This window comes from Alcanivorax sp. DP30, assembly GCF_009882945.1.
Classification (GTDB): domain Bacteria; phylum Pseudomonadota; class Gammaproteobacteria; order Pseudomonadales; family Alcanivoracaceae; genus Alcanivorax.
Genome location: NZ_WTUY01000002.1, coordinates 185,899 through 199,284 on the forward strand (window position 1 = coordinate 185,899; position 13,386 = coordinate 199,284).

Genomic DNA, 13,386 nt, shown 5'->3' on the forward strand with positions numbered 1-13,386 from the left:
ACTGATCATGAATAGTTCGATGAAGACACTCTTCGCCATCCTTCTGGCCGCAACGCTGGGGCTGGGACTGGCGGGCTGTGAAGCCGATGGTGATGGTACGAGTGGTAATGGCAATGGTACGCCAAGCACCCGTAATGCCGACCAGGACAATGATGGGATCCCGGATACCGTGGATAACTGCCCGGCAAATGCCAATGCCATGCAGGAAGATCAGGATGGCGATGGCATCGGTGATGTGTGTGACGATGACCGTGACGGTGATGGCGAAGACAATCCCACCGACAACTGTCCTCTGGTAGCCAACCCCAACCAGGAAGATACTGACGGTGATGGCATCGGCGACGCCTGCGACATGAACAATGACCAGGACAACGACGGCATCGATGATGGTGTGGATAACTGCCCGACTATCTTCAACCCGGAGCAGGGTGACGTGGATGGCGATGGTATTGGTGATGTCTGTGATGACGACGCCGATGGTGATGGCGTTGACAACAACAACGATAACTGTGTTTTCACACCCAATAATGATCAGGCAGATACCGATACCGACGGCATTGGTGATGCGTGTGAAGACGACCGTGATGGTGACACCATTCTGGATCCGAACGACAACTGTCTGAACCTGCCCAATACGGACCAGGCCGACCAGGATCTGGACGGTATCGGTGATGTGTGTGATGACGACCGAGACGGCGATGGTGTGCCAAATGACACGGACAACTGTCCCCTGACTGCCAATGCGGATCAGCAAGACAGTGACGGCGATGGTATTGGTGACGTATGTGACGGTGGCGGCGGTGATCCCACTGACACTGATGGTGACGGCGTGCCGGATGGAAATGATAACTGTCCGCTCATTCCGAACGCAGATCAGGCTGATGGCGATGGTGATGGTAAAGGGGATGTGTGTGATGACGATGGCTTCACTTGCTCTGCCACTTCCACTTACCAGTCTATCGGTAACACGGATTACACCCCATTGAGTGGACCTCTGGGGCTGTGCCTGGCCTGTAATGTTACCGATGATTCGAACATTCTGGATGGCTCCAATGCGACCTTTGCGACCATGAATCTGGGTGTGGCTCTGCTCTATGGTGGTGCCGCGGTAGCAGTGGAAGCGAATGACCCCGCGAACGATTTCAGTGCAGATGTTGTTGGCTTTGTGGTGAGCGATCCGACGTCAGCGTTGCTGAACCTGGAGCTGCTGGGTAACTTCATTACCGTGCGTTACTTTGACGATGGTATCGAGGTAGAAAGCGCTACTGTCAGCGGTGGTTTGCTGGATCTGGATCTGTTGGGTCTGGGCGCCAACTCTGATCAGCGTTTCATCGCAGCACCGGATCCGGGTGTGGCCTTCGACTCCATCCAGCTGGAGTACGCCGGTCTGTTGAATGCAAACAAGACGTTCCGTGTACATGAAGTGTGTGCCGGTACGCCCTGATTCCTGATCAGTGGTAGCGAAAAGGGGCCTTCGGGCCCCTTTTTTTGTTCATCGCGGATTGGCGGGAAGATGCTGCTACCGTGGCTTTCCCGCAGGAGCGTCGCTTGCGGCGCGATTGCCAACTTATCTAAAGACAGAATGATCACACATGACACAGAGAGCACTGAGGGGGGAAGTCATTTTCTCTGTGAACTTCGTGTTCTCTGTGGTGAATAAGCTTTTGATCATGGTGTCGAATCGGGCATTGCTGCTAATCCGCCATGAATCCTTTTCAAGCCCGAACCGGTAAGCCCCACGATCCCGGTGCCTGATTGCCTTGCTCTGTGAAAGAGAAGGAGAGGGAGATTGAAGCAGATACAAGCGGCGGTTACTTTCGTCGGATTTGAGTATACAGGGGGGATGTGGGTACCTTAGGCTCAAGCGTTGAGGCATAAGACTGGGGAATGTTATGCGATCCAAAGCGTCTGTCTGGCTGATGTTCTGTCTGGCCATGATGGTGGGCTGTGACTCCAACAGCGGTAGTTCAGCGCCGGAGGTAGGCGAGGTTGTCAGTACGTTTGAAAACTATCAGGAAACGGGGGATCTGTCTGACTTGCGTCAGCGAGGATTCATCCGTCTGCTGGCCCCCCGATTTGATGAACCTTCCGGATTGCCGCGTGATGGCATACCCAGTATTGATTATCAGTCACAGGCGGAAGCCTTTGTCCGTTCGTTGGATCTGGAGCCGCGCTGGGTCTATGCCGATGATTTTGGTGAGCTTGATGAGCTGCTCAACGCCGGTAGCGCGGATATTATTGTCACCAACTATTCGGTAACCGCCGCCCGAAGAAAGACGCTGTCTTTTTCCACGCCGGTGAACTCGGTGCAGGAGAAACTGGTGTTGCCTGCTGCGTTGGCAGGTACCCCGGTGTCGGACATGGAAAAGCTGGTTATTTCCGTGCCGGAAGGAACTGCCTACCAGGAAACTGCAGAAAAACTGTCGCGTCGCCATGAGAACGTGAGTGTTGAAATACTGCATGAAGATCTTTCTGACGAGGAACTGGTACAAGCCGTGGTTGGTGGTGAGCTGGAGGCTACCATCATTGACAGTAACATGTTGAATGTCTTGCTGGATTCCGGTGATGCGGACAGTCCGGTTGTGGCCGGCCCCGTGGTTAACCGCAAGCGCCGTATCGCTTGGGCAGTACGCAAGAACAGTACCGAACTGCTGGACAAGATCAATCAGTACATTACCAGCGAGCGGGTGATTACCTCAGTGGATGCCCCCGAGTTGAGAGACTGGGCGACGATCAAGGAAAGCGGGGTGTTGCGGGTGATTACCTCCAACAATCCAGCCAGCTATTTCATGTGGCGGGGCGAGTTGATGGGCTTCGATTACGATCTCATTCGGCACTTTGCCAAGCAGCATCACCTTCGTGTCAGTGTGAGGGTGGAGGATTCTCCGACCGCTATGTTCGATGCCCTGCAGAGAGGGGAGGGGGATGTGATTGCGGCGTCCATGACGCGCACCGAAGAGCGGGAAAAGCAGGGTTGGATGTTTAGCAAACGTTACCTCGAGATTAACGAGCAGTTAATCGGTCGTGCCGATGAAGCCGCTTTTACCAGTCTTGATGATTTGGCCGGCCGTTCTGTCGCGGTGGGACCGGACAGCGCGTTTCTGGAGACGCTTAAGGATCTCAAGCGTGGCGGGCTTGAATTCGACATCATACCGGTGGATGGAGTGACCACTGAGCAGTTGATCGATGCGGTGGCGAACGGGATTTATGATCTGACCATGGCCGACAGTCATTTGGCTGCCATGGAATCCACCTATCGCGATGATATTGCCGTGCTGTACCAGTATGAGCCGGCACAGGAAATTGCCTGGGGACTGCGGCCGGAACAGGACAAGCTTAAGCAGCAGCTGGATAACTATATTTCCCGCCAGTATCGAGGCCTGTTCTATAACGTGACCTTCAACCGCTACTTTAAGGAAAAGAAAACCATCGCCAACCACGTGGAATATCGTGTGACTCCTGGCAAGGCGATTTCGCCGTTTGATGGCCTGGTGAAGGATGAATCTCTGAAATACGGACTCGACTGGCGTCTGATTACCTCACAGATGTACCAGGAAAGCCGCTTTAACCCCAAGGCGCGTTCTTTTGCGGGGGCCCAGGGGTTGCTGCAAGTCATGCCCCGAACCGGGCGCCAGTTTGGTTACAGTAATTTGACCAACCCCCAAAATGGTGTCGAGGCCGGGCTCGCCTACATGGACTGGCTGGAGCAGCGTTTTCCCGCGCGGCTAGATTTGGCCGAAAAACTGTATTTCACTTTAGCAGCCTACAACGCCGGGCATGGTCACGTGGAAGACGCCCGGCGCCTGGCTCAACGTATCGGCAAGGACCCGGACAAGTGGTTTGGCAACGTTGAGGAAGCGATGCTGCTGCTATCCAGGCCCCAGTATGCGCGCCAGGCACGCTACGGCTACGTACGTGGCTCCGAACCGGTGAAGTACGTGCGTGAAATCAAGAATCGCTATCTCGGCTATGTCGAAGCCTTGGGAGAAAGCTCATAATTGGCAAAACGGGTTTTTACATTTGCCCTCTGGAAAACTTGCCTTAAGCCCCAAGGACTGGGGGTACCCATTCAATGAAAGGAGTTATTTCATGGACAGACAGACTTTTATCGACAAGTTGAAAGGCAAGCTGGATGAACTGGATAGCGAATTCAACCAGATGCAGGTCAAGGCCGAACAGGCCAGTGAAAATGTCCGCCACCAATGGGAAAGTCGCAAGCTGGAGCTGAAGGAAAAACGCGCGGAACTACAGGGAAAGCTTGATGAACTGCGCAACGACAGCAGTACCCGCTGGGAAGAAGTGAAGGACAGCGCGGAAAAGACCTGGGACAGCACTAAAGCGGGTCTCAAGGATATTCGCGACAGCCTGTTCAAATAATCACGATGCCGGCATGGTGATGCATCCCAGTGCATTGCCGTGCCGGCAATCTTCCTCACCAGGGTCAGGAGCCCAGTTGGCGCAGCCAGCGGGAAATCGTGTCCTGAACCTCGTCCCGACATTTATCATTGAGAATTTCGTGACGTCCCTCCGGCCAGAAGTGGGCTTCCACCGGCTGTTCCATGGCATGCAAGACGCTTTCCAATGCCATCATTCCCTTACCCATGCTGCTCATGGGGTCTGACTCACCACCTAACAGAAGTACCGGCAGGGTTTCCGGTAGATCGGAAAGCTGGGCCACGCTGTGAACCTGACGCAGTCCTTGAATCAGTTGCAGCCAGGTTTCTGTGGTGCAATCGAAACCGCACAGGTCATCATCGATATATTGCTGCACTTGACCGGGATCTGCGCTGAGCCAGTCAAACTCGGTTTTCGGTTCAGGCACCTGTTTTGCCCAGGCGCCAAACGTCATCTTGTGCAATAAACCACTGGTGCCGCGTTTGCCGTTTTTCATGCGCACCATGCGAATGGGGAACTGCATCATGCGGTAATAGACGCCAGGGTGGTAATCGCTGCCACACAGAATCAGCCCGGCCAGGCTGTCCCCGGCCAGCTGAGCTGTTCCCAGTGCGATGAAAGAGCCCATGCTGTGGCCGCCCAGCACACAGGGCTGGTTCGGATGGCGCGACTGTGCCAGGGCAAGTACTGCCCTGGCATCATTAATGACGCGTTGCCAGCCGTCTGCATCGGCGAAATGCCCTTTGGGGGCCTGCTCGCTGATGCTCAGGCCGTGTCCGCGGTGATCAGGACAATAAAGATGCCAGCCCTGAGCATTAAGGTGCTCGGCGAGGGCCCCATAACGCCCACCGTGTTCTGCCATGCCATGCAGCCAGACCAGCACCCCACGGCTATCCTGTTCAGCGGCGGGCCAGTAGTGGATACCGATCTGGTGTCCGTCGTCGGTGGTGTGATGGAGGCGTTCTTCAGTCATAATGGTCTCCCGACTGGGTCGCATCTTGCGGCCGCCGAAGCAAGCTGTGTTCAAGAGGATGGACAATGATAGCAAGAATAAAACTTATCCTGACGACGTTGGCCTCACTGTTGATGTTGAGCGCCTGTGCCACCAGTCACAATACGGATGTTACCAGCTCTTCAAGGGTAAAGGGCCATGCGCCTGGAGATCATGTCAACAAGGTAATGGTGATCGCACTGGTTGATGATAAGGATATTCGTAATGCGCTGGAAAGCCGTGTAGTCAGTGCCTTGCAGGAACGGGAGGTGGAAGCCTCTCCCTCACTGCCGGTGCTGGGGGAAAACTACGGTGAGGGCAAGGCACGTAGTGAAATGGCGGCGGATATTGCCAGCCGCGGCTATGAGTCTGCACTTGTCATTACCCTGGTGGATGTAAAGGAAGAGATGCATTACACCCAGGGCGGTATGAACTATGCGCCGGACATTCCCGTCCAGGGCGCCATGGGACAGACCTTTTACGTACGTCAAAGCTCTGTCTATGAACCGGGCTATTTCAGTAACGACAAGAAATACTTCCTGGAGTCGAACCTGTACCGTCTGCAGCCTGAGGCGCTACTATGGTCGGCCAAGTCCACGACCGTAAACCCGGCGGATGTAGAAGCCGGTACAGCCGGTGTGGCGGAAGCCGTGGTCGCCCGCATGGCCAAGGATGACATGATCTGATTATCGGTCAGTGTTGATCCGCGGGGGCTGAGGCCCCCGTTTTTGATTTTGTCCTTTTCGTTGAAACTGCCTTTCAGGAGTCCCTCCATGATCGAATACCGGATTCGCCCGCTGCGCCCTGAAGCGCATTTGTTTGAAGTCAGTCTCACCGTGGCGAACCCGACTCCGGAAGGGCAGGCTTTCTCTCTACCGGCCTGGATTCCCGGCAGCTACATGATTCGTGATTTTGCCCGGCATCTGGTGCACATCGAGGCGGACAGCCATGGCCAGACTCTGCCGATTGCGAAGATCGACAAACAGACCTGGCAGGTACCGCCCTGTGAAGGGCCGGTGCATATTCAGTATCAGGTCTACGCCTGGGATCTGTCGGTACGTGGCGCCCATCTGGATACCACCCACGGTTATTTCAACGGCACCTGTGTATTTCTTGCGCCGATGGGGCATGAAGATCTCCCTTGCGAAGTGGAAGTCGAAGCGCCGGATGGACGGCGTTTTGAGGATTGGCGCGTGGCCACCGGCCTGCAGCGCCTGTCTGGTTCTGATCTTGCCTTTGGCCGTTTTCGTGCCGATAACTACGATGCCCTGATAGATCATCCTGTCGAGATGGGACCGTTCGATTATGCTCAGTTTGAAGCCTGCGGCGTGCCGCACTGGGTAATCCTGTCAGGGCGTCATCACACCGACATGGCGCGGCTGTGCCGGGACCTGAAGCCCATCTGTGAGCATCACATCCGCATGTTTGGCCAGCCTGCACCCATGGACCGGTATATGTTCATGACCCTGGTGACGGGGAATGGTTACGGTGGTCTGGAGCATCGAAACTCCACCAGTCTGATGTGCGCTCGTGATGACCTGCCCAAGCGGACGGACGACCCGCTAAAAGTACGCGATGGCTATCGTAATTACCTTGGGCTTTGCAGCCACGAGTACTTCCATACCTGGAACGTGAAACGCATAAAGCCCGCAGCGTTCACCCCCTTTGACCTGTCGCAGGAAGTTCACACGGAATTGTTGTGGGCCTTCGAGGGGATAACCAGTTACTACGATGACCTGTCCCTGGCGCGCACCGGGTTGATTTCGTCGCAGAGCTATCTGGAGCTGCTGGGACAGACCCTGACCCGGGTTTACCGCGGGCAGGGGCGCCACAAGCAGACGGTCACCGAATCCAGCTTCGATGCCTGGACCCGTTTTTACAAGCAGGATGAAAACGCCCCCAACGCGATCGTCAGCTATTACACCAAAGGTTCTCTGGTGGCGCTGGCGCTAGACCTCACCCTTCGCAATGTCACTGACGAGAAGCAATCGCTGGATGATCTGATGCGTCTGCTCTGGGAACGGTACGGGCAGACCGGTGAAGGGGTGCCAGAGCAGGGAATCCAGCCATTGGCCGAAGAGGTGGCGGGCTGTGATCTGTCAGCATTTTTTGAGCAGGCTTTGTACAGTACTGAAGACTTGCCGCTGGACGAACTGCTGGCTGAACGTGGCGTTGAGCTTAACTGGCGCAGTGCTGCCGGCCATGCCGATAACGGTGGCAAGCCCGGAAAAGAGGGCATTCCCCACCTCGGTGTGCGTGTCACGGCGGATCCGCTGGGCGCAAAGATTGCGGTAGCCTTCGAGCAGGGAGCGGCCATGTCTGCGGGCCTGTCCGCTGGAGATGTCATTATTGCTGTAGACAGCCTGCAGGCGACCGCTGCAAATCTGGATAATCTTCTGGCCAGTTTTCTCCCTGGCGAGACCGTGGAGCTTCATGCGTTCCGCCGCGATGAACTGATGACCTTCAAGGTGAAGGTAGGGCCGGGCGAGCCCAGCACCGCCTACCTGACCATCGCCAAGGGTGGGCTTACAGAGAAGGGCAAGGCGTGGCTGCACGCAAAAAGCAATGAATAATTAACAGTAATAATTAATAACTAAAACCCTGGGCGCGGGCAGGGTGTCGGAAATTCTGCCCGCGCTTGTCGTGCGTTATTCACTATTGATTATTCATTATTAATTGTCATTTCAATGTCTCTAAAACCGCTCTACAACGATCTTAAAACCGTTCGCCATGCCGACCGCTTTTGTCTCAAGAAACGCGTTGATGGCCTGGCGCGACTTCCTGCGGATGAGCGTAATGACAAGGCGGTGCAGAAAGTCATCTCGGCAATTGCGGATTCTATTGCCAATCGGCAACAGCGTCTTGCGTCGGTGCCCGTACTGGAATGGCCGGATCTGCCGGTGGTGGCCAGTCGGGAGGAGATCAAGACGGCAATACGTGACCACCAGGTGGTGGTGATCGCCGGGGAAACCGGTTCTGGCAAGACCACCCAGCTGCCCAAAATCTGTTTGGAACTGGGGCGCGGTATTGAGGGCACCATTGGCCATACCCAGCCCCGTCGTCTGGCGGCGCGGGCGGTGGCCAGCCGCGTGGCAGAGGAGCTGCACAGCCCTTTGGGAAGCACCGTGGGCTTCAAGGTGCGTTTTTCCGAGCAGGTGAGCGAGACCAGTCTGATCAAGGTGCTCACTGATGGCATGCTGCTTAACGAAATTCAGCAGGACCGTTTCCTCAATCAGTACGACACGCTAATCATCGATGAGGCTCACGAGCGAAGTCTCAACATTGATTTTCTGCTCGGGTATCTCAAGCAGCTTCTACCACGGCGTCCTGATCTCAAGGTGATTATTACCTCGGCAACCATCGACCATGAGCGATTTGCCGAGCACTTCAACGGCGCGCCAGTGTTGGAGGTATCAGGGCGGACTTATCCGGTTGAAATCCGCTACCGTCCCGCGGCGGAAGGCCAAGAATTGTCGCGTCAGATCGAAGAGGTGCTACGCGAAATTCAGCGTGATGAACGTCAGCAGGGGCAGCCTGTTGCACGGGATGTGCTGGTATTCCTTGCCGGCGAACGAGACATTCGTGATGTTCATCACCATCTCAAGCACTGTGATTTCAAGGATACCGAAATCCTGCCGCTTTATGCCCGCCTGAGTCAGGCTGAACAACACCGCATTTTTTCTTCACACCGTGGCCGCCGTGTCGTGTTGAGTACCAATGTGGCTGAGACCTCGCTGACTGTGCCGGGCATTCGTTATGTGATTGATGCGGGCACGGCACGCATCAGCCGCTATAGCGTGCATTCCAAGGTGCAACGCTTGCCGGTGGAAGCTGTCAGTCAGGCCAGTGCCAATCAGCGTGCAGGCCGAAGTGGGCGGATCATGCCGGGCATCTGTTTTCGCCTCTATGATGAAGATGATTTCATCAACCGCCCCGCGTTTACCGACCCGGAGATACAACGGACCAACCTGGCGGCAGTGATCCTGCAGATGTCTGATCTGCGGCTTGGCAGAGTGGAAGAGTTTCCCTTTATCGAGCCACCGGACGGCCGGCTAATTCGTGATGGTTATCGGCTGCTGGATGAACTGGGTGCATTGACACAGACCCAGACCCTCACCCAGCTCGGCAGACAGCTGGCGCGCTTCCCGCTGGACCCGACTCTGGGACGCATGTTGGTGGCTGCTGCGGAAGGGAATGTGCTGCATGAAACCCTGATTGTGGTTTCTGCGCTTGCGGCACAGGATCCTCGTGAGCGTCCCCATGACAAGCAGCAGCAGGCGGACCAGGCACACCAGCCCTTTACCGACAAGCAGTCAGATTTCCTGTTTTTTGTGAAGTTGTGGCACTGGGCAGAGCAACAGCGCGAGGCGCTTAGCCGAAACCAGTATGAAAAACTGCTGAAGAAAACCTTCCTTTCACCCACCCGCATGCGGGAATGGCGCGACACCCATCGTCAGCTGTTACTGCTAAGCAAGGAGCAGGGCTGGAGCATCAATAAACCGGCCTCCAGGGAGGATGATGTGGAGGCTGGACAGTACACGGTCTTGCATCAGTGTCTATTGACCGGCTTGGTCACCAATGTCATGCAGCGCACCGAAGAGGGTGAGTGGCTGTCCACCCGTAACCGCAAGCCGTTGGTGTGGCCGGGATCGAGCCTTTCCAAGACCAAGGCGCGTTGGCTGATGGCTGCTGAGCAGGTGGAAACCAGTCGCCTGTTTGCACGTACGGTGGCGAAAGTCGAACCGGAATGGGTGGAGGCAGCCGCAGCTCACCTGATCAAACGCCAGTATTTTGAGCCGCATTGGTCCAGGAAGCGCGGTTGCGCCATGGCGAAAGAGCAGGTGAATCTATTTGGATTGATTCTGGCCAGCGGCCGACGGGTCAACTACGGCCCCATCAACCCTGTGGAATCCCGCGAATTGATGATCCGAGAAGGCCTGGTGATGGGGCAGCTTACCCGCGAGCCGCCGTTTGTTAAGGCCAACAGGGAACTGTATCAGTCCCTGGAAGCCATGGAGCACAAGTTACGCCGCCGGGACATTCTGGTGGATGAAGAGGCAAGGGTCGCCTTTTACGATCAGCGACTGCCGGAGCATTTGAACACCGTGGCCAGCCTGATGAGCTGGTACAACAAGAAAGCGGGCAAGGCAGAGCAGAAAGCCCTGCTCATGGACAAGGATTTTCTGTTATCACGAAGCCCCGAACTGGCCGGTGGACAATTCCCTGATACCCTGCGGCTTGGCGACCTGACGCTGCCACTGGAATACAGTTTCGATCCAACGGGGGATCGTGACGGCGTGTCTCTGCTGGTGCCGTTGAGCGTGCTCAATCAGGTGCATGAGGCCCATCTCGAGTGGCTGGTGCCAGGGTTGCTGAAAGAAAAGCTGGAAGCCCTGATTCGAGCCTTGCCCAAGGCTCGACGTCGTCACTTTGTGCCCGTGCCGGATTATGTTGCGGCATTGCTGGATACCTTGTCACCGGATCAGCCTTTACTGGCGGCGATGACCCGTGAATTGCAACGCATGACCGGGGTGCGGATTGAACGGGAGGAGTGGCAGGATGGTGCTTTGCCGGATCATTTACGCATGAATATCCGGGTGGTGGACCGTCTGGACGGCAAGCCGAAAGTGCTGGCTCAGGCCCGAAGTCTGGCCGAGGTTAAGGATTGCCTTGCCGGTGTGCAGGCAGAGGTACAGGAGCCTGCAGAACCGCCACCGACAGTGGAAGGCCAGGAGTGGGTATTTGGCGCTCTGCCGCACACTGACGAGCAGGATATTGGCGGTATGCGACTGCGCCGCTATCCCGCGCTGCAAGATAATGGCGACCGGGCAACCCTGGTTTTCCGGGATGAGGCGCAGGATGCGGAATGGCTTCATCGTTGGGGCACCGCCCGGTTACTGGCCTTCAAACTGTCTGTTCAGCTCAAGGAACTGCGCAAACAGGCCTCGCAGATGGCCGGGTTCCAGAAACTCAAGAGCGAGAAAGGGGCCATGGCCCGCAACGCGCTGGATTACGCGCTGCTGCGTCTGCTGGCTGAGCATTTTCGTCTGGGTGAGCCGGTGAGGGATCCGCAGTCATTCAAGGCACGTCTGGATGCTCATCGGGGTGACTTTGTGCCCTGGGCCAGCACGCAACTGAAACAGATCGCCGACTGGTTCAATCACTACCGGCAATTGATGGGCAAGCTGGAAAAGAACTTCCCGTTAGCCTGGGCGCACACTCACAGGGACCTCAAAGAGCAGCTTTCTGTTCTTTTTTGTGAAGATTTCCTGCTTCAGGTGCCCTGGGAATGGCTACAGGAGTATCCACGCTATCTGTCAGCCATTGAGCACCGGCTTGACAAGATTGGTGGCCAGATTGGCAAGGACCGGGCTCTCACGGCGGAGCTGGAGGCCTTTGCCAGGCAGTACACGACCCGGGCTTCCGGGTTGCCGCTATGGCAACAGCCTGCGCCTTTACAGGCCTATTTCTGGATGTTGCAGGAGTACCGTGTGAGCCTGTTTGCGCAGCAGTTGGGTACCCGGGTGCCAGTGTCAGCAAAACGGCTAAACAAGCAATGGGAGCTATGTTGACCAGATCGGTCAGGCAAAAGGCGGACACCCCCTTTGCGCCAGTGGCCCTGAATCCGGATAATCGCTCCATTGACCCTTTTTCTGGGAAGACGCTGTCTTCCTGATTCGAGTGCGAGGACTCGCTTGTGACCTATTCTGTTGTTATCTCCGGCACCGGGCTGTGGAATCCGGAGCAGACTATTACCAATGATGAGCTGGTGGCCTCCTTTAACGAGTATGTCGAGCGCTTTAATGCTGAACATGCAGACGCCATCGCTGCTGGGGAGGTTGCAGCCCTGGATGCTTCCAATTCCGCTTTCATCGAGAAGGCTTCCGGCATCAAGCAACGCTTTGTGATCAACAAGAGCGGAGTGCTGGACCCTGACCGTCTGGCGCCCAGTATTCCCGAACGTGGGGACGACGATGTGTCCATTCAGGCGGAAATTGCCGTCAATGCCGCCAAACAGGCGCTGGAAAACGCTAATCTGACCGCCAATGATCTGGATGCCGTACTTGTGGCCTGTTCTAACATGCAGCGCCCTTATCCCGCCATGGCGGTGGAAGTTCAGGCGGCTCTGGGTATGGAGCATGGCTGGGGTTACGACATGAACGTGGCCTGTTCCAGTGCGACTTTTGGCATTCAGGCGGGCGTTGATGCCATCCGCAACGGTAGTGCACGCCGCGTACTGATGGTGAACCCGGAGATCTGCTCTGCGCACCTGGCCTGGCAGGACCGTGATTGCCACTTTATCTTCGGTGACGTGGCCACTGCAGTTATTCTTGAGCGCAAGGACGATGCCACTTCTGACAATCAGTGGGAAGTGCTCGGCACTCGCTTGCAGACCAAATTCTCCAGCAATATCCGCAACAACTTCGGTTTCCTTAACCGCTGTGACGAAAGCGGGATCGGAGCCCGTGACAAGCTGTTTCGTCAGGAAGGTCGCAAGGTGTTCAAGGAAGTCTGCCCAATGGTGGCCGAACAGATTTCCTCGCATCTGGCGGACACTGAAATCCCTGTAGAGGCGCTTAGCCGCATGTGGCTGCACCAGGCCAACCTGAGCATGAACGAGCTGATTTCCAAGCGGGTATTGGGTCGTCAGGCGACCCGTGAAGAAGCGCCGGTGATTCTGGATGATTACGCCAACACCAGTTCAGCGGGCTCGATTATCGCGTTTCACAAGTACAATGCCGATCTGCCGGCAGGCAGCAACGGTGTGATCTGCTCCTTTGGAGCAGGTTACTCCATTGGTAGCGTTATCGTTAGCCGGATCAAGTAAGAACGCTGTGCCTGACGCCGGACAGATCGTCGGGCGTCGGGCGAATTTTGCGCTCTGCCGGAGGCTTGATGCCAGGAGCCAGTAGCGACCACCTCTCCAACGCTCAACGTCATTTTCTCTTTTTTCGTAACGTTTACCTCACACCTGCATCTCTATATTGTCTATATCAGGT

Annotated in this window: 8 protein-coding genes; 7 read left to right on the plus strand and 1 reads right to left on the minus strand. The window is 56.0% G+C overall.

The window, feature by feature from the left end:
- Nucleotides 1-7: 7 nt before the first annotated feature.
- The 3 genes from GQF00_RS01435 to GQF00_RS01445 all read left to right on the plus strand — a co-directional run bounded on the left by GQF00_RS01435 (nucleotide 8) and on the right by GQF00_RS01445 (nucleotide 4,377).
- On the plus strand, nucleotides 8-1,444 hold the full coding sequence (locus GQF00_RS01435) for a thrombospondin type 3 repeat-containing protein (RefSeq protein WP_161317341.1): 1,437 nt from the start codon (nucleotides 8-10) through the stop codon (nucleotides 1,442-1,444).
- A 448-nt stretch (nucleotides 1,445-1,892) separates the two neighbouring features.
- Nucleotides 1,893-3,998 carry a transporter substrate-binding domain-containing protein gene (locus GQF00_RS01440; RefSeq protein WP_161317343.1) on the plus strand — a complete coding sequence of 702 codons (2,106 nt, stop codon included), beginning with the start codon at nucleotides 1,893-1,895 and terminating at the stop codon, nucleotides 3,996-3,998.
- A 91-nt stretch (nucleotides 3,999-4,089) separates the two neighbouring features.
- Nucleotides 4,090-4,377: a hypothetical protein gene (locus tag GQF00_RS01445; RefSeq protein WP_161317345.1), complete on the plus strand. Its 288-nt coding sequence runs from the start codon at nucleotides 4,090-4,092 to the stop codon at nucleotides 4,375-4,377.
- A 64-nt stretch (nucleotides 4,378-4,441) separates the two neighbouring features.
- Here the strand turns inward: GQF00_RS01445 and GQF00_RS01450 are convergent, their stop codons facing one another.
- Nucleotides 4,442-5,368 (minus strand): alpha/beta fold hydrolase, encoded by a 927-nt coding sequence (locus GQF00_RS01450; protein ID WP_161317347.1) that lies wholly within the window; start codon nucleotides 5,366-5,368, stop codon nucleotides 4,442-4,444.
- Between the two features lie 65 nt (nucleotides 5,369-5,433).
- Between GQF00_RS01450 and GQF00_RS01455 the strand changes: the two genes are divergently transcribed.
- The 4 genes from GQF00_RS01455 to GQF00_RS01470 all read left to right on the plus strand — a co-directional run bounded on the left by GQF00_RS01455 (nucleotide 5,434) and on the right by GQF00_RS01470 (nucleotide 13,214).
- Nucleotides 5,434-6,072: a hypothetical protein gene (locus GQF00_RS01455; RefSeq protein WP_161317349.1), complete on the plus strand. Its 639-nt coding sequence runs from the start codon at nucleotides 5,434-5,436 to the stop codon at nucleotides 6,070-6,072.
- 87 nt (nucleotides 6,073-6,159) lie between these two features.
- Nucleotides 6,160-7,959, plus strand: a complete 1,800-nt coding sequence (locus GQF00_RS01460; protein WP_161317351.1) for a M61 family metallopeptidase — start codon at nucleotides 6,160-6,162, stop codon at nucleotides 7,957-7,959.
- 114 nt (nucleotides 7,960-8,073) lie between these two features.
- Nucleotides 8,074-11,958, plus strand: coding sequence for an ATP-dependent RNA helicase HrpA (hrpA, locus tag GQF00_RS01465; protein WP_202560316.1), 3,885 nt, complete (start codon nucleotides 8,074-8,076; stop codon nucleotides 11,956-11,958).
- A gap of 125 nt (nucleotides 11,959-12,083) precedes the next feature.
- On the plus strand, nucleotides 12,084-13,214 hold the full coding sequence (locus tag GQF00_RS01470; protein WP_161317353.1) for a beta-ketoacyl-ACP synthase III: 1,131 nt from the start codon (nucleotides 12,084-12,086) through the stop codon (nucleotides 13,212-13,214).
- The last annotated feature ends 172 nt before the right edge of the window (nucleotides 13,215-13,386 follow it).

Bases quoted from the DNA above. Each gene is read 5' to 3' on its own strand.
- GQF00_RS01435 (WP_161317341.1), top strand. From the start codon at position 8: ATGAATAGTTCGATGAAGACACTCTTCGCCATCCTTCTGGCCGCAACG.
- GQF00_RS01440 (WP_161317343.1), top strand. From the start codon at position 1,893: ATGCGATCCAAAGCGTCTGTCTGGCTGATGTTCTGTCTGGCCATGATG.
- GQF00_RS01445 (WP_161317345.1), top strand. From the start codon at position 4,090: ATGGACAGACAGACTTTTATCGACAAGTTGAAAGGCAAGCTGGATGAA.
- GQF00_RS01450 (WP_161317347.1), bottom strand. From the start codon at position 5,368: ATGACTGAAGAACGCCTCCATCACACCACCGACGACGGACACCAGATC.
- GQF00_RS01455 (WP_161317349.1), top strand. From the start codon at position 5,434: ATGATAGCAAGAATAAAACTTATCCTGACGACGTTGGCCTCACTGTTG.
- GQF00_RS01460 (WP_161317351.1), top strand. From the start codon at position 6,160: ATGATCGAATACCGGATTCGCCCGCTGCGCCCTGAAGCGCATTTGTTT.
- hrpA (WP_202560316.1), top strand. From the start codon at position 8,074: ATGTCTCTAAAACCGCTCTACAACGATCTTAAAACCGTTCGCCATGCC.